This is a genomic window from Niallia nealsonii (assembly GCF_002835805.1).
Taxonomy (GTDB): Bacteria; Bacillota; Bacilli; order Bacillales; family Cytobacillaceae; genus Niallia; species Niallia nealsonii.
In genome coordinates, this window is sequence record NZ_PISE01000008.1 from 66,122 (window position 1) to 90,073 (window position 23,952).

Annotated in this window: 19 protein-coding genes and 1 pseudogene; 15 read left to right on the forward strand and 5 right to left on the reverse strand. The window is 34.4% G+C overall.

Annotation, left to right across the window (positions count from 1 at the left end):
* Positions 1 to 45 precede the first annotated feature (45 nt).
* Positions 46 to 489, reverse strand: a pseudogene (locus CWS01_RS03700) (universal stress protein).
* Between the two features lie 109 nt (positions 490 to 598).
* Between CWS01_RS03700 and CWS01_RS22220 the strand changes: the two are divergent.
* Positions 599 to 736 (forward strand): hypothetical protein, encoded by a 138-nt coding sequence (locus CWS01_RS22220; RefSeq protein ID WP_157827532.1) that lies wholly within the window; start codon positions 599 to 601, stop codon positions 734 to 736.
* Between the two features lie 132 nt (positions 737 to 868).
* Here the strand turns inward: CWS01_RS22220 and CWS01_RS03705 are convergent, their stop codons facing one another.
* Positions 869 to 1,969, reverse strand: coding sequence for a M24 family metallopeptidase (locus tag CWS01_RS03705; RefSeq protein ID WP_101175702.1), 1,101 nt, complete (start codon positions 1,967 to 1,969; stop codon positions 869 to 871).
* Between the two features lie 383 nt (positions 1,970 to 2,352).
* Between CWS01_RS03705 and CWS01_RS03710 the strand changes: the two genes are divergently transcribed.
* From CWS01_RS03710 to CWS01_RS03720, 3 genes are all read left to right on the forward strand, one after another.
* Entirely contained in the window at positions 2,353 to 2,598 is a 246-nt protein-coding gene (locus CWS01_RS03710; protein ID WP_101175703.1) for a hypothetical protein, read from the forward strand.
* Between the two features lie 482 nt (positions 2,599 to 3,080).
* Entirely contained in the window at positions 3,081 to 4,403 is a 1,323-nt protein-coding gene (locus tag CWS01_RS03715) for a DRTGG domain-containing protein (protein WP_101175784.1), read from the forward strand.
* Between the two features lie 30 nt (positions 4,404 to 4,433).
* A complete protein-coding gene (locus CWS01_RS03720) occupies positions 4,434 to 5,369 on the forward strand; it encodes a DHH family phosphoesterase (protein ID WP_101175704.1) in 936 nt (311 codons plus the stop codon).
* A gap of 85 nt (positions 5,370 to 5,454) precedes the next feature.
* Here CWS01_RS03720 and ytrI read toward each other — a convergent pair whose 3' ends face one another.
* On the reverse strand, positions 5,455 to 5,964 hold the full coding sequence (ytrI, locus tag CWS01_RS03725; protein ID WP_101175705.1) for a sporulation membrane protein YtrI: 510 nt from the start codon (positions 5,962 to 5,964) through the stop codon (positions 5,455 to 5,457).
* Positions 5,965 to 6,300: a YtrH family sporulation protein gene (locus tag CWS01_RS03730; RefSeq protein ID WP_101175706.1), complete on the reverse strand. Its 336-nt coding sequence runs from the start codon at positions 6,298 to 6,300 to the stop codon at positions 5,965 to 5,967. It abuts the gene before it with no gap.
* Positions 6,301 to 6,962: 662 nt separating this feature from the next.
* Between CWS01_RS03730 and dnaE the strand changes: the two genes are divergently transcribed.
* From dnaE to CWS01_RS03765, 7 genes are all read left to right on the forward strand, one after another.
* The gene (dnaE, locus tag CWS01_RS03735; RefSeq protein WP_101175707.1) at positions 6,963 to 10,325 is read left to right on the forward strand and encodes a DNA polymerase III subunit alpha; all 3,363 of its coding nucleotides are present in this window, start codon (positions 6,963 to 6,965) and stop codon (positions 10,323 to 10,325) included.
* Positions 10,326 to 10,571: 246 nt separating this feature from the next.
* A complete protein-coding gene (locus CWS01_RS03740) occupies positions 10,572 to 11,195 on the forward strand; it encodes a FadR/GntR family transcriptional regulator (protein WP_235851966.1) in 624 nt (207 codons plus the stop codon).
* A gap of 322 nt (positions 11,196 to 11,517) precedes the next feature.
* Positions 11,518 to 12,387 (forward strand): acetyl-CoA carboxylase, carboxyltransferase subunit beta, encoded by an 870-nt coding sequence (gene accD, locus CWS01_RS03745; protein ID WP_101175708.1) that lies wholly within the window; start codon positions 11,518 to 11,520, stop codon positions 12,385 to 12,387.
* Complete coding sequence (gene accA / locus CWS01_RS03750) at positions 12,381 to 13,334, forward strand: acetyl-CoA carboxylase carboxyl transferase subunit alpha (protein ID WP_101175709.1); 954 nt, start codon at positions 12,381 to 12,383, stop codon at positions 13,332 to 13,334. The genes accD and accA overlap by 7 nt, the downstream gene beginning before the upstream one ends.
* 645 nt (positions 13,335 to 13,979) lie before the next feature.
* Positions 13,980 to 14,939 carry a 6-phosphofructokinase gene (gene pfkA / locus CWS01_RS03755; RefSeq protein ID WP_101175710.1) on the forward strand — a complete coding sequence of 320 codons (960 nt, stop codon included), beginning with the start codon at positions 13,980 to 13,982 and terminating at the stop codon, positions 14,937 to 14,939.
* Positions 14,940 to 15,069: 130 nt separating this feature from the next.
* Positions 15,070 to 16,830 (forward strand): pyruvate kinase, encoded by a 1,761-nt coding sequence (gene pyk, locus CWS01_RS03760; RefSeq protein WP_101175711.1) that lies wholly within the window; start codon positions 15,070 to 15,072, stop codon positions 16,828 to 16,830.
* A gap of 335 nt (positions 16,831 to 17,165) precedes the next feature.
* A complete protein-coding gene (locus CWS01_RS03765; RefSeq protein WP_101175712.1) occupies positions 17,166 to 17,555 on the forward strand; it encodes an FxsA family protein in 390 nt (129 codons plus the stop codon).
* A gap of 124 nt (positions 17,556 to 17,679) precedes the next feature.
* Here CWS01_RS03765 and ytvI read toward each other — a convergent pair whose 3' ends face one another.
* Entirely contained in the window at positions 17,680 to 18,795 is a 1,116-nt protein-coding gene (ytvI, locus tag CWS01_RS03770) for a sporulation integral membrane protein YtvI (protein WP_101175713.1), read from the reverse strand.
* Between the two features lie 341 nt (positions 18,796 to 19,136).
* Between ytvI and CWS01_RS03775 the strand changes: the two genes are divergently transcribed.
* The 4 genes from CWS01_RS03775 (at position 19,137) to mdh (ending at position 23,856) form a co-directional block, all read left to right on the forward strand.
* Positions 19,137 to 19,598: a DUF441 domain-containing protein gene (locus CWS01_RS03775; RefSeq protein WP_101175714.1), complete on the forward strand. Its 462-nt coding sequence runs from the start codon at positions 19,137 to 19,139 to the stop codon at positions 19,596 to 19,598.
* A gap of 697 nt (positions 19,599 to 20,295) precedes the next feature.
* Positions 20,296 to 21,411, forward strand: a complete 1,116-nt coding sequence (citZ, locus tag CWS01_RS03780) for a citrate synthase (RefSeq protein ID WP_101175715.1) — start codon at positions 20,296 to 20,298, stop codon at positions 21,409 to 21,411.
* A 151-nt stretch (positions 21,412 to 21,562) separates the two neighbouring features.
* The gene (gene icd / locus CWS01_RS03785; protein WP_101175716.1) at positions 21,563 to 22,831 is read left to right on the forward strand and encodes an NADP-dependent isocitrate dehydrogenase; all 1,269 of its coding nucleotides are present in this window, start codon (positions 21,563 to 21,565) and stop codon (positions 22,829 to 22,831) included.
* A 92-nt stretch (positions 22,832 to 22,923) separates the two neighbouring features.
* Positions 22,924 to 23,856, forward strand: coding sequence for a malate dehydrogenase (mdh, locus tag CWS01_RS03790; protein WP_407938531.1), 933 nt, complete (start codon positions 22,924 to 22,926; stop codon positions 23,854 to 23,856).
* Positions 23,857 to 23,952 lie beyond the last annotated feature (96 nt).

A 23,952-nucleotide genomic window follows, 5' to 3' on the forward strand; every position in this document is an offset into this window, starting at 1 on the left:
CAGTAAAAAGGTATCGAAAACCTTATTCGATACCTTTTTTCATTTTTAATTATTTAATCGTGCGATAAGTACATCACATGGGGCATGGCGGGTAATTCCTTCGGAGACGCTTCCGATAAAAAATCGTTCAACTGCATTTAATCCCGTTGCGCCACAAACAATTAAGTCTGCATTATATCTTTTAGCAAGATCTTTTGGAATTAATAATATTGGCGAACCAAATTCAAGCGTCTTTTTGACATGTGCTACTCCTGATGCTTTAGCTGTATTTACATATTTATCTATTAAATTATTGGTGAATTCATCTGATTTAATGGCAATGGATTGGTCATATGCTGCAACGGTGGCAAATGAACGAGTATCAATAACATGTGCAATAATAAGTGTTCCATTCGACTATTTTGCCAACAAAATCGCTTTTTTGAATGCACAATCCCCTTCCTCTGAACCGTCTACAGCAACAATAATGTTTTGATATTGTGTGGACATTTTTTAACGACTCCCTTTAAGTGCTTTTTATTCTATACCTAAATTGCATAACTTGGACACGTAAATGAGACAATATAAAGGACTTTTAGAAAGAAGGGAATGGCTGTAGATGAACGAAAAAGACAAATTTACTTGCACATATGATGAAAGTGGTGCAGACGCTGTGACAGCACAGGTAATGGATGCTTATAATGATGGGGCGATTGATCAGTTTATCCAAGAAAAAGCGCAAGAAAAAGTAGAATAAAAAAGGACGGAAATCGCCTCTTATTTATAAAGAGCGATTTCTGTCCTTTTTACATTTCCTTACCAGGTTCTTAATCTTACAGGAGCAAAGGGAATAATTTTAGATTTGTTATAAAAATCTAGTGATAAAAACTTATTTAATAATTTGCAGTTCTTTCGGGAATTTTGTTAGTATCTCTACTCCATTTTTTGTGACATATACATCATCTTCTATTCGTACCCCTGCAATATTTGGGACATAAATTCCTGGTTCGATTGTATAAACCATGCCCTCTTTAAGAAGAAGGGAGTTTGTTTCTGTTAAGGATGGAAATTCATGTACACTAATGCCTAAACCATGGCCTAAGCGATGTGGAAAATAATCGCCATATCCTGCTTCAGAAATGATATTTCTTGCAGCAAGATCAATGACGGAACAAGCTACACCAGGCTTTGATGCATCAATGGCCGCAAGTTGCGCTTTTAACACCGTATCATAAATTTGTTTCTGTTCTTCATTAATGTCGCCAAATGCAACGGTTCTTGTTATATCCGAGCAGTAGCCATCTACGACCACTCCTAAATCAAAAAGAACTAAATCTCCTTTTTGAATTGGTGTATCTCCAGGAGTTCCATGTGGAGAAGCGCCATTTTTGCCTGTTAGTACCATAGTAGAAAAGGACATTTGGGCAATTCCTTGTTTCTTTAATTCATATTCAATTGCGGCTAAAACCTGCATTTCTGTTTTTCCTTCTGCTAGTTCACTGCATCCTATTTCGATTGCATAGTCAGCCCATTTACATGCTTCTTTTATAATAGTTAATTCTTTTTCTGTTTTTACCATGCGGAGCTGGTTGATTTTTTCTTCAGCAGAAAGTATCTGTTCGATAGAAGGAAAGGCAGTGTGAATGGATTCCCATCGGTTTACATTTAGATGATCCTTTTCAACGGCAATTTTTTTGACTGAGGGCAATTTCTCCGCTACTTTTTGTTGGATGTTTTCCCAAGGATTTTCGATATCGCTATATCCAATAATATCAAACTTCCATCCAGCGTTTACCGCATCATTTTTTTCCATGCTTGGACAAACTAAAATGGGCTCTTCATTTCTAAATAGTAATAAAGCTAATAATCTTTCATGTGGATCACTGTAAAAGTTGCTGAAATAAAAAACATTATCTGTTGAAGTTAAAAAAGTAAAATCAATATTTTGCTCAGTCATCCAGTTGGATATTTCTTTAAATTGTTGTTCCATAAAACAACCTCCCATATATGTAATACGTTCTAAAGTATTTTGCATGGTATAAGCCACGAGAACAAAATCTGACATGCTATTCTCATTGCTGTAAAAAGTTTTACTAGAATATTTAATTTTAGCTATCTCTATAGATTATCAACATATAATAATCTTGTAAACCTTAGGGGAGGGAAATAATTGAGGGAGTTGATGAACAAAAAATCTCGGTAATTTAATGGGAAATAAAGGCCAATTTTGTTTATATTCTAAATAGGAATTGCTTAAAGCCTATTTAATGCACAGTAAGACCTTATCTCGAATTTTGAAGTTTCACTTTATTTGAATACTTATTTTATACTTGTCCGCATATAGATGGAATATAGAAGAAGGGGGGAAGATGATTGAATAAAAATAGATATTTGTTATGCTTATTACTATGCGGTGTCCTTCTGTATTATGGTGTGCCAAGGCTTGCTCCCTATCAAGATGGCATGGCCGGGATTTTTTCCATCGCTTGGCTTGCTTTTGCCTTGATGGTCATAGCTGGAAATTTAACAGCAATACTTTATGCACCAAAAAAGAAAAAATATACAAGCAAAAAAATAGCTTTTTCACCAAAAAAGAAAAAAATACGATATTTTCAATAAATCGATATTTTTGGAATATGAATATAGTTAATTTGTTTGAAGGTTGTACAAAATAAAATAGAAGTAATCAACAGTGGGGAATTAAAATAATTTCTCACTTGTTTTATGTTTTTATTGTGTAAAGAAAATTTCTTTACGTATATATATTTTTATTTAAAAGAAAATAAGTAAAAGAAAGAGATCTTTGTTATGAAGGCGTTTTAAAGATTGAATCTATTTTACATAAAATCTATAATAAAAAATAGAATGTGTTTCAGTTTTTAATAAGATATAATAGAAACAGATAATCAAGAAAAATAATTATTAGATATAAGGATAATTAAAGCTAACGGGATTTTAAAAAGTGTTTCATTCAATGAATCAATAGGGAATTTTTTCGATGTATCGCTATAAATCAAAATTTCACCTCGTAATAATAAGTGGCAAGATTATAAGCTGCTAGAGGTGTTACTTTATTGGAAATAAAAATGAGGGTGGGCGTTTTGGCTACTAAACATGAACAGATTTTAAATTATATTGATGAACTGTCAGTTGGTGAAAAAATTTCTGTAAGACAAATTGCAAAGGCGCTTAGTGTAAGCGAAGGTACGGCATATCGAGCGATTAAAGATGCAGAAAATAAAGGATATGTCAGTACAATTGAAAGAGTTGGCACCATTCGGATAGAAAGAAAAAAGAAAGAAAATATTGAAAAATTAACTTATGCAGAAGTAGTAAATATTGTTGATGGACAAGTTCTTGGAGGAAAAGCAGGATTGCATAAAACATTAAATCGATTTGTTATTGGTGCAATGAAGCTTGATGCGATGATGCGCTATACAGGTGCAGGAAATTTAATGATTATTGGCAATCGTGTCCGCGCGCATGAACATGTACTAAAAGCAGGAGCGGCTGTGTTAATTACTGGCGGTTTTGATACAGATGAGCATGTAAAACGATTAGCAGATAATCTTCAGCTTCCTATTATTTCTACTAGCTATGACACCTTTACAGTAGCTGCCATGATTAATAGAGCCATTTTTGACCAGCTGATAAAAAAAGAGATTGTTCTTGTGGAAGATGTGTTAACCTCATTAGAGAATACGATTTTTTTACGGACAACGGATACAGCGGCCGAATGGCATAAATATAATAGAGAAACAATGCATGGAAGATTTCCTGTTGTTGATGTTAATATGAAAGTGCAAGGCATGATTACATCCAAAGATATTATTGGAAAGCCCCTAGATATTACAATCGATAAAATTATGACAAAGCAGCCAATGACGGTAAGTGGAAAAACGAGCGTGGCTTCTTGTTCCCATATGATGGTATGGGAGGGGATAGAAGTATTGCCTGTTGTAGATGAAACAAATCATTTAGAAGGAATCATAAGTAGACAAGATGTATTAAAAGCATTACAAATGAATCAAAGGCAGCCTCAATCAGGTGAAACTATTGATGATATTGTGACAAATCAGCTTGTATTAACAAAAGGCAAAGCAAAAGGGGAACCAATTACTTTTACATGTGAAGTAACGCCACAAATGACCAATCACATTGGAACAATATCTTATGGTGTTTTTACTACGATTGTATCAGAAGCAGCAAATAGAATTTTAAGGGGATTTAAAAAAGGAGACCTAGTTGTTGAAAATATGACCATCTACTTTATAAAACCTGTGCAAATGGACAGCTTGATTGAAATAGCTCCCAAAATATTAGAAGTTGGCAGGAAATTTGGAAAAGTGGATGTGGAAGTATTTAATCAAGGTGTTCTTGTAGGCAAAGCAATGATGATGTGTCAATTAATTGATCGTCATTAATATAAAATTACTAGAGGATAGGGGAACTGTATGAAGCAAAGTATTTTAGATGCCATAAAAAAATATGAAAAAATTATTATACACAGACATATTCGTCCAGATCCAGATGCTTACGGGTCACAAGGGGGACTAGCAGAAATTATTAAAGCTTCTTTTCCTGAAAAACAAGTGTATACAGTTGGAAAAGAAGAAGTTTCTTTGAATTTTTTAAGAAGACTTGATGTTATCGAAGATCAAGAGTATAAAGATGCTTTGGTTATTGTTTGTGATACGGCAAACCAAGATAGAATTTGCGATAAACGCTACTTTAATGGAGCGATGCTAATTAAAATTGATCACCATCCAAATGACGATGTGTATGGAGATATTGTTTGGGTAGATACAAATGCAAGCTCAGTCAGTGAAATGATTTATGAATTTTATTTATTTGGAAAAGATCAAGGTCTAAAATTAAGCGATGAAGCAGCAAAACTTATTTATGCAGGAATCGTAGGGGATACAGGCAGATTTCTTTATCCTAGTACAACAGAAAAAGCTTTTGAATATGCTGGGGAACTGATTAATTATAATTTCTCTCGTACAGCTGTTTATGATCAATTGTATGAATTAGAGCCTCATGTTGTTAAATTAAAAGGTTTTGTGCTGCAAAACTTTGTGACAGCAGAATCAAATGTTGCCTATATGAAATTAACAAAAGAGATTCTTGGCCAATTTGGAGCAACAGCTGCACAAGCATCCATGCTTGTTGGAGAATTGGGCAATGTTAAAGGAATTAAAGCATGGGTATTCTTTATTGAAGAAGAAGATCAAATCCGTGTGAGACTTCGCTCAAAAGGACCAATCATTAATGTAGTGGCTAAAAAGTATAATGGAGGAGGACATCCATTAGCTTCAGGTGCAAGCATTACAGATTGGAGTACAGTAGAAGCAATTGTGACCGATTTAGTAAAGGTTTGCCAGCAATAAAGGGATTCGTTGAATCATTAAATGTAAATGCTGTTCATAAAAAAGCGCCTAATAATGCCCCGAAAAGCATTAATTAGGCGCTTTTTTAATCGGCATATGCCACACTGATCTCAATATATATGGTTGTATAAATAAACAGCTCTGTTACTTTAAATTTATAGCGTTTTCCGTCTGAGACGAACACTTTATTTTCAATGGATTTCCTCAATAAATCTTTGCTTTTAAATACTAATTCCATATCTTTTGCAATAATACTGCTGAGGTCTTCTTTAATTGTATTTTGCATTTCATGGACACTGACAGAGTTAATATCGTATTTTTTTTGATCTTTATTGTTTATTTTCACTACTAAATCTTGAATCGTTAATTTTTTTTCTGTTTTTTTATTTAAATTTGAAAATTCCTTCTGCCATATCTCTTTTTCCGCTTTCAATTCATTAATTGTTTCTTTTTGTGTTTTAATTTCTTTGCTGTACCGCTCCTGCGATACCCCAAACATAAATAAAAAGATGCACCAAGCAATGACGCCGCCAATTACCATGCCAGCAAAAAAACGTTGAACGGAGGCGCTTCTGTAGAATGGAGGGACGCGCATTTATATATACTCCTGTGTAATCCATTTTAGCAAGGTGGCGCCAGTTTGTGCTCCGCCAAATGCTGAAACAATCAATAGTGTTTGTTTAAATAAATCCTTTGTGGCAGCGTCAAGTAGTCCTTTTTCAAAACTGTAAATTGCGTCAAAGGTGCCGCCAATTGCTGTTACAATGGCCCAAATGCGAATCATATCGGAAATGCGAATAACTTCCGATAACATAGGCTTACCTGTAAGAAAAGCTGCTAATCCACCCCCTACCAGTGCTCCTCCTAATATAACGCCAAGTGCAATGAAATAACTTTCAATAAAGGAAGAAAAAAAGGGCTGTTGATTCATCTATTTAACCTCACAATGTAATAATTATTTACTAACATTTATATGGACAAACAGATATATTTATGAACTTTTTCTAGCAGCTAATAGGAAAAAGAAGAGAGAACAAGGGATGGAAAGAAAAAAACAGGAATATTGATGCTTTTTTCCTTCAATCTGTTGGTCTAAATAGGCCTAAACTAATCAGTAATGGAGATAGCTTCCACTAATCAAAAAGACAGAACGTATTTTCCTTTTTTCAAAAGAACTACTATAATAAATAGTATGAACTTATTTTTAGGGTTATTGTTCTTAGAAAATGCAGAAATTGGATGAAAAAGAGAAGATTTATGGCAGATTGAAAGGAGCATTCCTAGATTTTCTTTAGTTAGAAATAAATCATCATTAGTGCAAACACTAAGTTGTGATACATTGGTTTATGTTTATTTGCTTAACTACCTTTATAAACAAATAGGTGAACCTAGATTGACAAGATTAAAGTTAACGGTGGAATTATATTCAAACATATACATATTAATCTAGCATTAAATAAAGTGAAACTAACAATCAGGCTTTTTCTGGCAAGTTTCTATCGTCTATAGATTTCTCTTTTTCGCTTATCATCCCTTAGGTAAGGCCAAAAGCCTGTTAATGCGTGATAAAATATTAAGTAGGGTGGTGATCAAATGTCTTTTGTTCATTTGCAAGTTTCCAGTGCATTTAGTTTATTATCCAGCCCAGCTTCCATTAAGGAGTTAGTGACAGAAGCAAAAAAAAGAGGCTATCAATCTTTAGCGTTGACTGACCGCAACGTAATGTACGGGGCTGCATCTTTCTATAAAGAATGCAGAAAACAAGGAATAAAACCAATCATAGGCTTAACCGTGGATGTAATAAGTGAACAAAATAGCGAAAAAAGCTATCCATTAGTGCTTCTTGCAAAAAATAAAATCGGGTTTTTGCAGCTTTTGAAGATTTCTAGTGCTGTACAAACAAAAAATTCAAAAGGAATGCCTGTTAAATGGCTAAAACATTATGCTGACGGTTTATTTGCCATCACTCCTGGCCATGAAGGAGAAATGGAACAGGCACTAGTAGCAAATGAATATGATCATGCTGTGAAGACAGTTCGTTTGTTTAAAAGTATTTTTGCCCAAGACCACTTCTTCCTATCGATGCAAAAACATGGTTTAGAGGTTGAAAAAATATTAAATGAACAAATTAAAAAGCTTGCAGAACAGGAAAAGCTTAAAGTAGTAGCGGCAAACAATGTTCAATATATAAATAAAGAAGACAGTTTTGCAAGAAGCTGTCTTCTTGCAATAAAAACTGGCATGAAACTAGCTGACATGGAGCAGGACGAATGGAATTCAGAGGAGTTTTATCTAAAAGAAAAAACAGTGATGGTGGAAATTTTTGCTGATGAGCCAGAAATAGTAGAAAATACCTGGAAAGTAGCAGAGAGCTGTTTGCTTGAAATGGAGCAGGATGTGACTGGTTTACCCAAATACAACGTGCCTGATGGAATTTCCGCTAAACTATTTTTAGAGAAATTATGCAAGCAAGGGTTAGCAGAAAGATATGGAACACCAGATGAGCAAGTAGTAAAGCGATTAGAGTATGAATTAACTATCATCAATAAGATGAATTATAGCGATTATTTTTTAATTGTATGGGATTTTATGAAATTTGCTCGTGACCATAATATTTTAACAGGGCCAGGAAGGGGATCTGCAGCGGGTTCTATTGTTGCTTACTGTTTATATATAACAGATGTTGATCCTATTAAATTTCAGTTGCTTTTTGAGCGATTTCTTAATCCAGAGAGAATCTCTATGCCTGATATTGATATTGATTTTCCAGATACGAAAAGAGAAATGGTAATAGATTATGTCAAAAATAAATATGGAGAACTGCATGTTGCTCAAATTATTACATTTGGAACACTTGCTGCAAAAGCTTCGTTAAGGGATGTAGGCCGTGTTTTTGGATTATCGATGAAAGAGCTTGAAGCGTTATCCCGGTCTATTCCTTCCAAACTAGGAATTACACTGAAACAAAGTTTAAAAGAATCAAAAGCGCTGCAAAATTTCGTTTCTGAGTCTGACAGAAACAAAAAAATATTTGATACTGCCTGTCAATTAGAGGGACTTCCCCGCCATACGTCTACACATGCAGCAGGAGTTGTTTTAAGTGAACAGCCTCTTGTTAATGTCATTCCTATTCAATCAGGCAATGAAAGTATCTATTTAACTCAATATAGCATGGAGTATCTAGAAGAATTAGGTTTATTGAAAATGGATTTTTTAGGACTTCGGAATTTAACATTAATTGAATCGATACTAGATCTTATCTACCGGGCAACAAAGAAAAAAATAATGATTAAAGATATTCCTCTTAATGATGACGCCGTTTTTCAGCTATTAAGCAGTGGAGAAACGACAGGCATATTTCAATTAGAATCAGATGGCATGCGCAATGTGTTAAAGCAATTGCAGCCGACAGAATTTGAAGATATTGTGGCGGTAAATGCGCTGTATCGGCCAGGTCCAATGGAGAATATTCCATTATATATTAAAAGAAAGCATGGAAAAGAACAGGTAGATTATTATCATCATGATTTACAAGATATATTAGAAAGCACTTATGGCGTTATTGTCTATCAGGAGCAAATTATTCAAATTGCTGCTAAAATGGCTGGTTTTTCACTCGGTGAAGCAGATATTTTAAGACGTGCAGTCAGCAAAAAACAAAAAACAGTCTTGAATCAGCAAAGAGAATATTTTGTAAAAGGAGCAAAAGAAAAAGGATATCAAGAAGAAACAGCCAATAATATATACGAGTTGATTGTCCGCTTTGCTGATTATGGCTTTAATAGAAGTCATGCTGTTGCATATAGCATGATTGCCTATCAGCTTGCCTATCTGAAGGCTAAGTTTCCCCTTTTTTTTATGGCATCATTGTTGACAACCGCAATAGGGAACGAGAAAAAGATATTACAGTATATCCAGGAATTAAAACAAATGAATATACGCATTGTCCCGCCTTCTATTAATAAAAGCGGCTATTCTTTTTACGTGGAAGGAGAATTCATTCTATTTAGCCTTTCTGCTATTAAAGGAATCGGCAATACCGTATTAAAAGAAATTGTAAGGGCGCGCAAACAAAAGAAATTTGAGGACTTGTTTGATTTTTGTCTACGTGTCTCATCAAAAATTGTTAATAGAAAAGCAATAGAAGCACTTATTCATGCGGGAAGCTTGGATGAATTTGGCGAAGATCGAGCTATACTGCTTGCAACCATTGATATTGCCATTCAGCATGCTCAGTTAGTACATCCAGATGAACTAGATCAGGAAGATTTATTCGGAGAAGATGATTTCCTGTTCAAACCGAAATATGCAGATGCAGAAAAAATGTCAACGGAAGAAAAACTATTGCATGAAAAAGAAACGTTAGGCTTATATTTATCAGACCATCCAGTTTCTGTCTATCAGGATTGTTTTTTACCTTTAAACACGTGTCTGCTGGCTAATATGGAAGCAGGAGTAAAGCGGCGAGGTGCTGTTTATCTTTCAGACATTAATGGAATACGGACAAAAAAGGGAGAGGCGATGGCTTTTCTTGCTATAAGTGACCAAAGTGGAGAGATGAATGCAGTAGTTTTTCCTCTTGTGTATAAACGTATCCAATCGTTCTTAAAAAAGGGAGAAATATTAATAATAGATGGAAAAGTGGAAGAACGGAATGGCAGTAAACAATTTAATGTGCAAAATGCTGTCCCAATAAAGGAAGCTGTCCAATCACTTTCCGTAAACATGCATAAATTGTACATAAAGATTCTAAAAGACAAGGATAATTTGGCTGTAAAAAAAGAGCTGCTGCAAATTATAAAGCAATATCCTGGGAGTACACCTGTTATTATTCATTATGTGGAGCTAGACAAAACCATTCCCCTTCAGAAGGAATGGAATATTTCGGCCAGCTCAGCATGTTTAGAAAAAATACAGATGCTTTTAGGGGATAGCAATGTTATCTTGTCAGATTAACTTTACAACTTTAAAAAGTTGTATTATTGTTTAATAAGTCTAATGGTCTGACCACTATTAAAAATCACTATATATAAAAATAAGGGAAAATAAGATTATTTATATTCAGGCTAATTTAATGAATATATTGGCTGAAAAGATTTTGGTTTAAGCCAAAAATCAACAGTATTGTTCTTGAATAAAGCCTATATGAAAGATAAGGAAGTGTGTAAGAAAAATTCACAAAAAAGTGAGTGATGGAATAAGGTGAATCAGCCTTCTGCAACAAGTGGTTCTAAATATGTAGAAATCGTGAATTATTTACGAGAAATGATTGAGCGGGATGGCTTGAGACCAGGAGATAAACTGCCTTCTGAACGGTCCTTATCTGAAAGTCTGCATGCTGGAAGATCATCTGTTAGAGAGGCTTTAAGAGCATTGGAGCTTTTAGGGCTGATCGAGACGAGAAAAGGGGAAGGTACATTTTTGCGTGATTTCCAAGGACATCAGCTTGTTCAGTTAATAAGCACATTTATTTTACAAGATGATAAGGCAAAATTGGATGTCCTTGAAACAAAAAGACATATACAGCTAAACTGTTTGATGATTGCCAAAAATAAGATGAATGCAGATCAGTTAAATCATTTAATAGAATGGGCAGCAAATAATAAAGTAAAAGAAAGTGATTTTTTTTATCAGATTATAAAGATTGCCGATAATTATTTGATGTTTCGAATGTGGACAATCCTCAATGATTATTATCATGTATTAGGATTGCCAGTAACTTATTGGACAACAGAAGAATATATGCTGTTAATAGATGCAATGAAAACAGGAAATGATTTTGAAATAGTCAAAGTGTATGAATTGATAAAAGAGCAGCATAAATAGCATGTGCTTTTTCTAAAAGTTTGCTGCTTGTTGAAGAAACAAAAAACTTTTAGTATGACTGAGCAGACTAAATGCACGCAAGACTACTGCTGGTTAACTAGCAACAATCTATGCGAAAATAGCCTTTCTAATAAAGGTAAAAAACATATCCAAACGTATATCGTATATTTTATTATTTATATACGGATTAAAAGTCAACGTATGTCGATTAATCTAAAGATGCTTCAATCAAAAGGCTCTGTATAATATAAGCCAAGGAAAAGGAGAATTTTATCAACACTTTTTCCATTAATTGATTGTAAAAAACGGGGAGGCTTCCACATTGATTAAGGATATTTTTTCGAAAACGAAAAAAAAGAAATATGCAACAATCCCATCAGAAACTACAAAAACTGAAGTTCCAGAAGGGATTATGACAAAGTGCGCTAACTGCAAAAAAATTATGTATACAAGAGAACTGCAAAAAAATTTAAAAGTTTGTTTAAATTGCGGATACCATCTTCCGATGAATAGCAAAGAAAGACTAGCTAGCTTTATAGACGAAAATACTTTTCAAGAATTAAATCAAGAGATGAAAACAGGAAATCCGCTGCAATTCCCTGGATATGAAGATAAAATTGCAGGTGACCAAAAAAAGACGCAATTAAATGAAGCGGTTGTAACAGGTACAGGGGATATTAATGGCATAAAAGTTGTTGTTGCCGTAATGGATTCGACCTTCCGCATGGGAAGTATGGGCTCTGTTGTTGGAGAAAAAATTACGCTAGCCATTGAAAAAGCAGATGAACTTTCTTTGCCCTTTATCATTTTTACTGCTTCGGGTGGAGCAAGAATGCAAGAAGGTGTTTTAAGTTTAATGCAGATGGCGAAAACAAGCATTGCATTAAAAAAATTCAGCGACAATGGCGGATTATACATTGCCGTTATGACACATCCAACAACGGGAGGGGTTTCTGCTAGTTTTGCTTCCCTTGGAGATTATAATTTCGCAGAGCCTGGTGCGCTTATTGGATTTGCTGGAAGACGTATTATTGAGCAAACAATTGGCGAAGATCTTCCAGAAGATTTTCAAACAGCGGAGTTTTTGTTAAAGCATGGTCAATTAGATGCAGTAATTCCACGATTGGAAATGAAAGAAAAGCTGCACATGATAGTAGAAATGCATCAGTCAGGCGGTGATTTAGAATGGTAGGACTTGATTTTGATAAGCCGATTATTGAATTAAAAGATAAGATTAAAGAGCTTAATGAATTTTCCATTAAAGCAAACGTAGATTTATCTGCAGAAATAGAAAAATTAGAAAGTCGTCTTGCTAAATTGCAAAAAGAAATTTATGACAATATGAAGCCATGGGATAGAGTGCAAATTGCTAGACATCCTAACAGACCGACAACATTAGATTATATTCCGTATCTGTTCACGGATTTCTTTGAAGTGCATGGAGATCGCACGTTTGGAGATGATGAAGCAATTGTTGGTGGGATTGCCAAGTTTAAAGGCCTTCCGGTAACAGTAATTGGCCATCAACGAGGCAAAGATACAAAGGAAAATATCCGCAGAAACTTTGGAATGCCACACCCAGAAGGCTATCGCAAAGCGCTGAGATTAATGAAGCAGGCCGACAAATTTAAACGGCCAATTATATGTTTTATTGATACAAAAGGAGCTTATCCAGGAAAGGCAGCGGAAGAACGAGGACAAAGTGAAGCGATCGCCAAAAATTTATTTGAAATGGCAACACTAAAAGTTCCGATTATTTGTATTGTTATCGGAGAAGGTGGAAGTGGAGGGGCTTTAGCTCTTGGAGTAGGCAACTATATTCATATGCTAGAAAACTCTACTTTCTCTGTTATTTCTCCAGAAGGAGCAGCTTCTATTCTTTGGAAAGATGCTAATCAAGCAAAACAAGCTGCAGAAAAAATGAAAATAACAGCACCTGATTTAAAAGAGCTGGGCATTATTGATGAAATTATCCCAGAAGTTAAAGGGGGAGCACATCATAATGTGCAAGAACAGGCAGAAGAGATTGAGCAAATTCTGCTTCAATCTTTAAAAACATTGCGCAATAAATCAGAAGAAGAGCTTGTTGGGGAGCGTTATATAAAATTCAAAAATATGGGTGCATATTTAAACGTGTAAGTTTTTTATTAGAGAATGATTGGAAAACATCCTCTTATTAGTTAGAAGAGACTATAAAAAACTATCATGTAAACATAGGCGAGTTGTTCTTTGGTTAATAAAGAACAGCTCGCTTTTCACTGGGCAAATGAATATGTATTTTAAAACAAAAGAGTCTATTTTGTACGGCTGCAAAAGAGGCCTGCTCAATAAGGAAAAAATATTTGAAAAAATGCACTAAAATCAAAGTGCTATTTTTGGAAATACATAAAAAAAGCAGAAACAGTGAAAGTTAATCAAGGCAGATAGAATTTTTAGAAGCATGTTTATATTTAGAAAAAATAGTGTATGAATATTATAATGATTTTTATTAATACTATTTGCCAGAGGTCATATATTCATTTATTATTTTTTTATTTTATATAAAGTTGAGATAGATTTATATTCATGATATGTTAGAATTGTTATGGAAGCTCTAGTATCAAAGTATGGCAATAAATAGGAGTTTTGCCCGATATTTAACATCATTTTAACAATTAGTGGCAAGGAATCATCTTTTTATATGTAATATTTGTGACAAATATTGCAGAAAGATAAGTTGTTATATAAGTTATAAGTATGTTCCTACATAATTGCTATGGATTAATTTGTATGAGGTGAATTTTGATGAAAAGAATTGGCGTATTAACAAGTGGTGGAGATGCACCAGGAATGAATGCTGCGATAAGGGCAGTAGTTAGGAAAGCAATTTATCATGATATAGAAGTAATTGGTGTGGTAGGAGGTTATGCAGGCCTAATTAGCGGGAACTTCAAAAAATTAGAAGTTGGCTCTGTTGGGGATATTATTCATCGTGGCGGAACGTTTCTTTTTTCTGCTAGATGTGAAGAATTTAAAACAAAAGAAGGTCAGCAAAAAGGGATTGAGCAGCTGAAAAAGCATAATATTGATGGACTTGTTGTTATTGGCGGAGATGGATCATATATGGGTGCCAAGGCTCTTACAGAACAAGGATATCCTTGTGTAGGCGTGCCTGGAACTATTGATAACGATATACCAGGAACAGAGTTTACAATTGGTTTTGATACAGCATTAAATACAGTAATTGATGCTATCGATAAAATTCGTGATACTGCGACTTCTCATGAAAGAACATTTATTATTGAAGTGATGGGCAGAAATGCAGGGGATATTGCTTTATGGGCAGGACTTGCAGGCGGTGCTGAGACAATCTTGATTCCTGAAGAAATTTATAATTTAGAAGAGATCATTACACGTTTGAAAAAAGGAAGCGAAAGAGGAAAAAAACACAGTATTATCGTAGTAGCTGAAGGTGTTAATAGCGGTGTGGAAATTGGAAGACAAATTGAAGAAAATACCGACTTTGATACTCGTGTGTCTGTATTGGGACATATGCAGCGCGGCGGTTCTCCAACAGCTGCTGATAGAGTGCTTGCAAGCCGTTTAGGTGCGTATGCTGTAGAGCTTCTTGTAGAAGGAAAAGGTGGACGTGCTGTTGGGATAGAAAAAAATAATTTGGTGGATTATGATATTATCGAAGCATTAGGCCGCAAACATACAATTGATAATAACTTATATCAGCTGTCTAAAGAACTTTCTATTTAATGATCGTTAGAGTAAAATTTTCTGGACTGCCATTTTGCAAAAAAATTAAGCTGTTTTTAGGTTAATATTGCTAAAAACAGCACATTCTTTTTTTAGCAATGTTATTTTATAAATTGGAGGATATATATAAATGCGTAAAACAAAAATAGTTTGTACAATTGGTCCTGCTAGTGAAAGTATTGAAAAATTAACAAAATTAATGGAATCTGGGATGAACGTAGCACGATTGAACTTTTCACATGGTGATTATGAAGAGCATGGCGCACGTATTAAAAATATTCGTGAAGCAGCTGAAATTGCAGGCAAAAATATTGCGATTTTATTGGATACAAAAGGACCAGAAATTCGTACTCATAATATGAAAGACGGCGCGTTGGAGTTAGTGGCTGGAAACGATATCATCATCTCTATGAGTGAAGTTGAAGGTACAACAGAAAAATTCTCTGTAACTTATGAAGGTCTTATTGAGGATGTAACAGAAGGAAGCAAAATTTTATTAGATGATGGACTTATTGGTTTAGAAGTAACAAAAGTTGATGCTTCTGCTAAAGAATTACATACTAAAATTTTGAACTCTGGTACATTAAAAAATAAAAAGGGTGTTAATGTTCCTGGCGTTTCCGTAAAATTACCTGGTATTACAGAAAAAGACGCAAACGATATCCGATTTGGAGTTGAACAAGGTCTTGACTTTATCGCTGCATCATTTGTTCGTCGTGCTTCTGATGTTTTGGAAATTAAACAACTTTTAGAAGATAATAACGCATCGCATATCCATATTATTCCAAAAATTGAAAACCAAGAAGGTGTCGATAATATTGATGAAATTCTTGAAGTTTCTGATGGATTAATGGTAGCTCGTGGAGATTTAGGTGTAGAAATTCCGGCAGAAGAAGTTCCTCTAGTACAAAAAATGCTGATTAAAAAATGTAATATTTTAGGGAAACCGGTTATTACAGCTACACAAATGCTAGATTCAATGCAACGCAACCCTCGACCAACTCGTGCAGAAGCTAGTGATGTTGCAAATGCTATTTTTGATGGTACAGATGCAATTATGCTTTCAGGAGAAACAGCAGCAGGAGTATATCCAGTAGAAGCTGTTCAAACAATGAATAATATTGCTTCTAGAGCAGAGCAAGCTTTAAATCATAAAGAAATTCTTTCAAAAAGAAGCCGTGATGTAGAACCTAATATTACAGATTCTATCGGCCAATCTGTTGCACATACAGCATTAAACTTAGAAGTGAAGGCAGTCATTACACCAACTGGCAGTGGACATACAGCTAGAATGATTTCTAAATATCGTCCAGAGGCTCCAATTGTTGCAGTAACATATGATGCACATATCATGAGACAGCTTGCGTTAGTTTGGGGTGTTTATCCTCGATTAAGCCAGAAATCGGAATCAACAGATGAAATGTTAGATGTTGCTGTACAAGAAAGTGTTAACAGTGCAATCGTTACACATGGTGATTTAGTTGTCATTACTGCAGGTCTTCCTGTTGGAGAAACAGGTACAACTAATATTATGAAAATCCATGTAATTGGCGATATTCTTGCAAAAGGCCAAGGAATCGGCCGTAAAACTGCTTTTGGTAAAGTAGTTGTTGCACATACAGCGACAGAAGCTTTAGAAAAAGTAACTACAGGTTCTATTTTAGTTACAACGGGAACAGACCGCGATATGGTTCCTGCTCTTGAAAAATGTAGTGCTTTAATTACAGAAGAGGGTGGTTTAACAAGCCATGCTGCAGTAGTAGGCTTAAATATCGGCATTCCTGTAATTGTAGGCGTTGAAAATGCTACAAGCATTTTCAAAGATGGACAAGACATTACAGTAGATACGCGAATTGGAACAGTTTACAGTGGACATGCAAGCGTACTTTAATTATTAATACAGGCTCTTTTCGTAAACTTTGTTGTTTTGTAGCCAATTAATTAGAGCGGAAGGCAAGTGCCTGAAACGCAAATCAAGGGTTAGCGGAACGAAACCATACAAAAAACAACAAGCCCTGCGAAAACAGCTTTAATAAAAAATAAGTGTCACTAGATAAAACTAGTGGCACTTATTTTTTTGACTGGAAGTTTTAGGGGATAATCTTCCTTCTTTTATCTATAAAGGTTTGTCCCTAGATTAAATTATATTTAGAGATGATTTAATATTTTTTTCTTAAGCAGAAAATAGGTATAATAGACTTAAGTCATTAACTAGGAGGAGAATAATTGCGCTATTTTTTAATTGTCTTATTATGTGCGCCAGTCGTGGAAATAGCAGTTTTTCTATTAGCGGGTAAAGTATTTGGCATTGCTGAGACGCTAATTTTTATTATAGGAACAGGATTAATAGGCGGTTATTTATTAAAAAAACAAGGCTTTAAAGCATATAAAAATGTTCAAGAGAAGCTTCATTCGGGACAATTGCCAGGGGAGACTATTTTAGATGGATTATGTGTATTGGCAGGAGGAGTTTTGCTAGTATTGCCAGGGTTCTTATCTGATATAGCAGGAGCATTTATTTTGTTTCCTCCAACTAAAAAATTAGTAAAAAGACTTCTTTTACAGTCCATGCAGCGAAAACTGCAAAAAAAGAATCGCATAACAATTATTCATTAAGAAAAAAGAGGGGATTAAGGTAGATGAAAACTACTCATTAGTCTCCTCTTTTTAGGCTGTGTTAAAGTTAATGATTGTTTTTTCACAAGGATAATTAAAGCTTTACTTTATCTTAAGCGTTAGTTTAGTTATTTTTGCCGACAATATAGTTCCAGACATCATGAAAAATATTTGCTCTATTTAATGTGCTGATAATGACTAGTGTAACAGGGCCAATAAGTAGACCGAGGAATCCCATCAATTTAAATCCTACAAATAAAGCAATTAAAGTAGCTAATGGATCAAGGCCTATGCTGGTTGAAAGTATTTTAGGCTCCATAATTTGACGCTGAACAAGAACAATAATATATAAAACAGATAAACCAATTGCTATTCCTGTTTGTCCTGTGATCATTTCATAAATAATCCAAGGAATAAAAATGAGGCCTGTACCTAAATAAGGGATAATATCGACAATTCCTGTGATAAGTGCAATGGTAATAGCGTAATCGACTCTTAGTATTAATAAACCGATTAAGATGATAACAGTTGTAATAGAGACGAGTGTTAGCTGAGCTTTTATAAATCCTAATAGAGCTTTTTTTAAGTCGAAAAAAACGGTTTTACTGCTTCTGTGTACACGACTAGGCAGGATTTTCCCAAATTTTGTTGCTAGACGAGTCCAATCTTTGCTGATAAAAAAAGTGGCTAATAAGGAAAATATAAGGACGCTTGCTGCATTAGGAAACCAGGATAAAATAATTGGAATTTTTTGAAAAAAACCTTGAATGAAATCACCCATTTTTGTTCCTACTTGCTCTCCAACATTTTTTATATTGGCAATGATTGTATCTTGTTGGCCTGTTTCTAAATTATTGAATAAACTTGCTATTTTATTGTAAAAAGGGATGATTTGTGCGGTGAAAATATTTTCAATATATTCAATTAGAGTATCAATATGTTTTGGAACTACGTCCGCCAAATAGGCAGCTCCTGCAACAATTTCAGCTATTAGCAAAGTAATTAGCCCGGCAAATACAGAAAGTATAAGCAGAATGCTGAGTACTACCGCAAAAGTTCGAGGCAATTTGCATGTATATTGAAAAAAATTCACTAACGGATTCATGATGAAGGCTATTAAAAAGCCAATAATAAATGGATAAGTTATTTTGGATAAATAGAAGATACTAACGATAGTTACTACTGCTAATAGGATGACAAATAGTAATCGAAAAGTCCGGTCTAAATAGGTTTGATTCAAATAAATATCCTCCTGTTCTTTTCGCTATTTTAAGGTATATGCTGATAAAACTAAAACTATGTAGTATCGCGCTTGCTAATCAAAGGCTTCTAATGTACCCCTGCTATAAGGGGCGAATAGCTAAGAAAGTGAAGCATAATCATGGGGGTCTTATTGCTCCTTCATACAGGAAAAAGTTTATTATATCTATATTATAGTAAAGAACTGATGAAAATACTAAATTTTCGCTAATATAAATAGGAAGAAACAAAATGTTTATTTATTAATAAATCTTAGCTCATTGATCAATATTTTTTAGAAGAACGAAACAACAATATATTCCAAAAAGGAAGGAGCTATTTATGTTTTCATCATCGTATTTGTTTTTATATTTGCTTCTTGTTATTGCATTTGTTGCGAAAAATAATTCATTGCTTATTGCGGTTGCCAGTTTAATTATATTAAAAGCAGTTGGACTAGATGCAAAGACATTTTCTCATATACAGTCAAAAGGAATAAATTGGGGGGTAACGGTTATTACAATTGCAGTACTTGTTCCCATTGCAACAGGAGATATTGGATTTAAAGATCTATCTGCAGCTTTTAAGTCCCCATTTGCTTGGATCGCTTTAATCTCAGGGATACTTGTTGCTTTATTAGCAAAAGGAGGCATTGTGCTATTAGCAGAAGATCCGCAAATAACAACCGCGCTTGTGCTTGGAACAATATTTGCTGTTTCCATATTTAATGGTGTAGCAGTCGGTCCTCTTATTGGTGCAGGAATTGCCTATATAGCGATAAAAGCAATGGAGTGGATAAGATGATTTCGGATAATTGTAATCTATAAACATTTTTTTACAAATATAGTACATATATTATGGGAAAAAAGTATTAGGATATAATATTTATTTTGCTGGTCTTGAAAAGGATGACGTATAAATTAGGGAGAATAGGATAAAAATATAGGTCGTCCTTTTTTATTCGAGAATAGAGGTGGAAGTACTTCGCTATAAAAAAATTACTTTATTAGGAACGTTATGGTATAATTTTCTATATGCAGAAATAAACTATACTAAGTTTTTTTTTATGAAGAAATATTTTTTACTATTCGAATTGTAAATAAGTGTTTAAACAAGACTTTTTACAAAAAATTGTTTATAATGTATATATGGTTACCAACTTCCCACATTAAATGGAAATACTATATTTTTTTGATTCAAAATGTAAGCATTTTCAAATCGGAGTAATGACAAAATTATAGCTAATCAATTACTTTCTGAGTGCTTTATGAAAGCCCCTCCATTTTGACGAAAAACAATCCGTTGCACAATTTGTATTGATTTTTTAGTACATATTCAGTTAATCTAACAAAATAGTAGAAAAATTTTTAAGACTAATAAAATTGGTTCTATTTAATACTTTTTACAAAAATAAGGTAACTACATTGTTTATTTATATTGTGGGAGGAAACTTAAATACCGTATAAAAGTAAAAGGATTATAGTGTAAAGGAGAGATAAGTATGGCAGTTACTAGAGGTCTAGAGGGAATTATTGCTACGACTTCATCAATTAGTTCCATTATTGATGATTCATTAGCATATGTTGGATATGATATTGATGCATTAGCAGAGAATGCCAGTTTTGAAGAAATTATCTATCTATTATGGAATAGAAGATTACCGACAAATCAAGAATTAATTCAACTGCAACAAGAGTTGGCAGAAAATGCAGAACTTCCTAAATCATTAATTAATCAACTGAGAATGATGCCATTGGATCAAGTTCATCCAATGTCAGCTCTTCGTTCCGCTGTTTCATTATTAGGAGTTTATGATGAAAACGCAGAGCTAATGGACGAAAAATCCAATTACCTCAAAGCGATAAATCTGCAAGCTAAATTGCCGACAATCGTAACAGCATTTTCCCGTTTAAGAAAAGGGCTTGAGCCTGTATCTCCAAGAAAAGATTTAAGCTTTGCAGCAAATTTTCTCTATATGCTGACAGCAAAAGAGCCTGAGCCAATCGCAATAGAAGCGTTTAACAAAGCCCTTGTTCTGCATGCAGATCATGAGTTGAACGCGTCTACATTTACAGCACGTGTTTGTGTAGCTACATTATCTGATATATATTCTGGTGTCACTTCAGCAATTGGAGCTCTAAAAGGGCCATTGCATGGCGGTGCAAATGAAGCAGTTATGAAAATGCTAACTGAAATTGGCGATGTGGATAATGTAGATTCCTATATAAAAGATAAAATGATCAAAAAAGAAAAAATTATGGGATTTGGTCATCGTGTTTATCGTAAAGGCGATCCACGGGCAAAACATTTAAAACAGATGGCAAAAAAATTAACAGAATTAACTGGCGAAAGTCATTTATTTGATATGAGTATCAAAATAGAAGGCATGTTAAAACAGGAAAAAAATCTTGTTCCAAATGTGGATTTCTTTTCTGCATCTGTTTATCATAGCTTAGGGATAGATCATGACTTATTTACGCCGATTTTTGCTGTAAGCAGAGTTTCCGGTTGGATTGCCCATATCTTAGAGCAATATGAAAACAACCGCTTAATTAGACCACGAGCAGATTATGTGGGTCCTGAGCGATTATCATATGTTCCGATGCAAGAACGTTAATTGACAGGTTCCCATTAAAAACAATTATGATATATACTTAACTTAATCACATATATATAAATTTATATATATATATGTGTTTAATTCTTTTCAGAAAAGAATTCATATCTTTTTTGGAAAGTCATACATTTTCTAATACGGAGGGATTTACATGCAAGGGGAAAAAATCACAGTAGTAGATGGAGTTCTAAACGTACCAGCAAATCCGATTGTACCTTTTATCGAAGGAGATGGAATTGGTCCTGATATTTGGGCTGCATCTGAAAGAGTATTAGATGCTGCCGTTGAAAAAGCGTATAACGGCGAACGCAAAATTGTTTGGAAAGAAGTTCTTGCTGGAGAAAAAGCATTTAATGAAACAGGAGAATGGTTGCCGTCTGAAACACTAGATGTTATTAGGGAATATTTAATTGCCATTAAAGGACCTTTAACTACACCAGTTGGCGGTGGAATCCGTTCATTAAATGTTGCATTAAGACAAGAATTGGATCTTTTTGTATGTCTGCGTCCTGTAAGATGGTTTGAAGGAGTTCCGTCACCTGTTAAGCGACCAGAAGACACAGATATGGTGATTTTCCGCGAAAATACAGAAGATATTTATGCTGGAATCGAATATGAAAAAGGATCAGAAGCAGTGGAAAAGCTAATTTCATTTCTTCAAGATGAAATGGGAGTAAATAAAATCAGATTTCCAGAAACTTCTGGAATCGGAATTAAACCAGTTTCGGAAGAAGGAACAAGCCGCCTTGTACGTGCTGCGATTAACTATGCTATTAAAGAAGGCAGAAAATCGGTTACATTAGTACATAAAGGTAATATTATGAAGTATACAGAAGGAGCTTTCAAAAACTGGGGTTATGAATTAGCAGAAAAAGAATTCGGGGACAAAGTATTTACATGGGCTCAATATGACCGAATTAAAGACGAACAGGGAACTGATGCTGCAAATAAAGCACAAGCAGAAGCGGAAAGTGCTGGCAAAATTATTGTCAAAGATTCTATTGCAGATATCTTCTTACAGCAAATTTTGACTCGCCCGAAAGAGTTTGATGTTGTTGCAACAATGAACTTGAATGGTGACTATATTTCTGATGCTCTTGCTGCACAAGTGGGCGGAATTGGTATTGCTCCTGGAGCAAATATCAACTATGAGACAGGCCATGCTATCTTTGAAGCGACACATGGTACAGCACCGAAATATGCAGGGTTGGATAAAGTAAATCCATCTTCCGTTATTCTTTCAGGTGTGCTTTTATTAGAGCATTTAGGCTGGGGTGAGGCTGCTCAACTAGTCGTTCAGTCTGTTGAAAAAACAATTGCTTCTAAAGTTGTAACATATGACTTTGCTCGTCTAATGGATGGAGCAACAGAAGTGAAATGCTCTGAATTTGGGGATGAATTGATTAAAAACATGGATTAATAATATAGCTAGGTGGGAGAAGAGATGTATTTTAGATGAGAGCTCTTCTCCCTTTTTTTAGATATTATGAAACCAAAGGGGGAGTAATAATAATGAAGCGCAAAAAGATTTCTGTAATTGGTGGAGGTTTTACTGGAGCAACAACTGCTTTTTTACTTGCACAAAAAGAACTCGGCGACATTGTATTATTAGATATACCTCAAATGGAAAATCCTACAAAAGGAAAGGCCCTGGATATGTTTGAAGCAAGCCCTGTTCAAGGCTTTGATGCAAACATTATCGGCACCTCTAATTATGAAGATACGCAAAATTCCGATATTGTAGTCATAACTGCTGGAATTGCCAGAAAACCAGGAATGAGCAGAGAAGATTTGGTACAAACAAATCAATCTATTATGAAGTCTGTGACAAAAGAAATTGTAAAATACTCGCCAGAATGCATTATTATTGTTTTATCGAATCCAGTAGATGCGATGACGTATACAGTTTATAAAGAATCAGGATTTGAAAAATCACGAGTAATTGGGCAATCGGGTGTTTTAGACACTGCTAGATTTCGAAGTTTTATTGCAATGGAACTGAATTTATCGGTAAAAGATATAACTGGTTTTGTGTTAGGTGGCCATGGTGATGATATGGTACCTCTTACAAGATATTCTTATGCAGGTGGAATACCTTTAGAAACATTAATCCCCAAAGATCGATTAGATGAAATCATTGATAGAACCCGAAAAGGCGGGGCAGAGATCGTTAACCTATTAGGAAATGGAAGCGCTTATTACGCTCCTGCAGCATCACTCACAGAAATGTGTGAAGGGATTATAAAAGATCAACGGAGAATCTTGCCGACTGTCGCTTATCTGGAAGGAGAGTACGGCTATCATGATATCTATCTTGGTGTACCGACTATTGTAGGTGCAAATGGAATTGAAAAAGTCATTCAATTAGAATTGACAGAAGAAGAAAAAAAACAGTTAAATAAATCAGTAGATTCTGTTAAAAATGTATTGACTGTATTAACATAAAATATAATGATTTGCTAGGTAAAGAAAAAATCAGTACAAGCATTCCTTTTCATTTAATGATTAAAGGAAATGGCTGTATTGATTTTTTTGTTTATG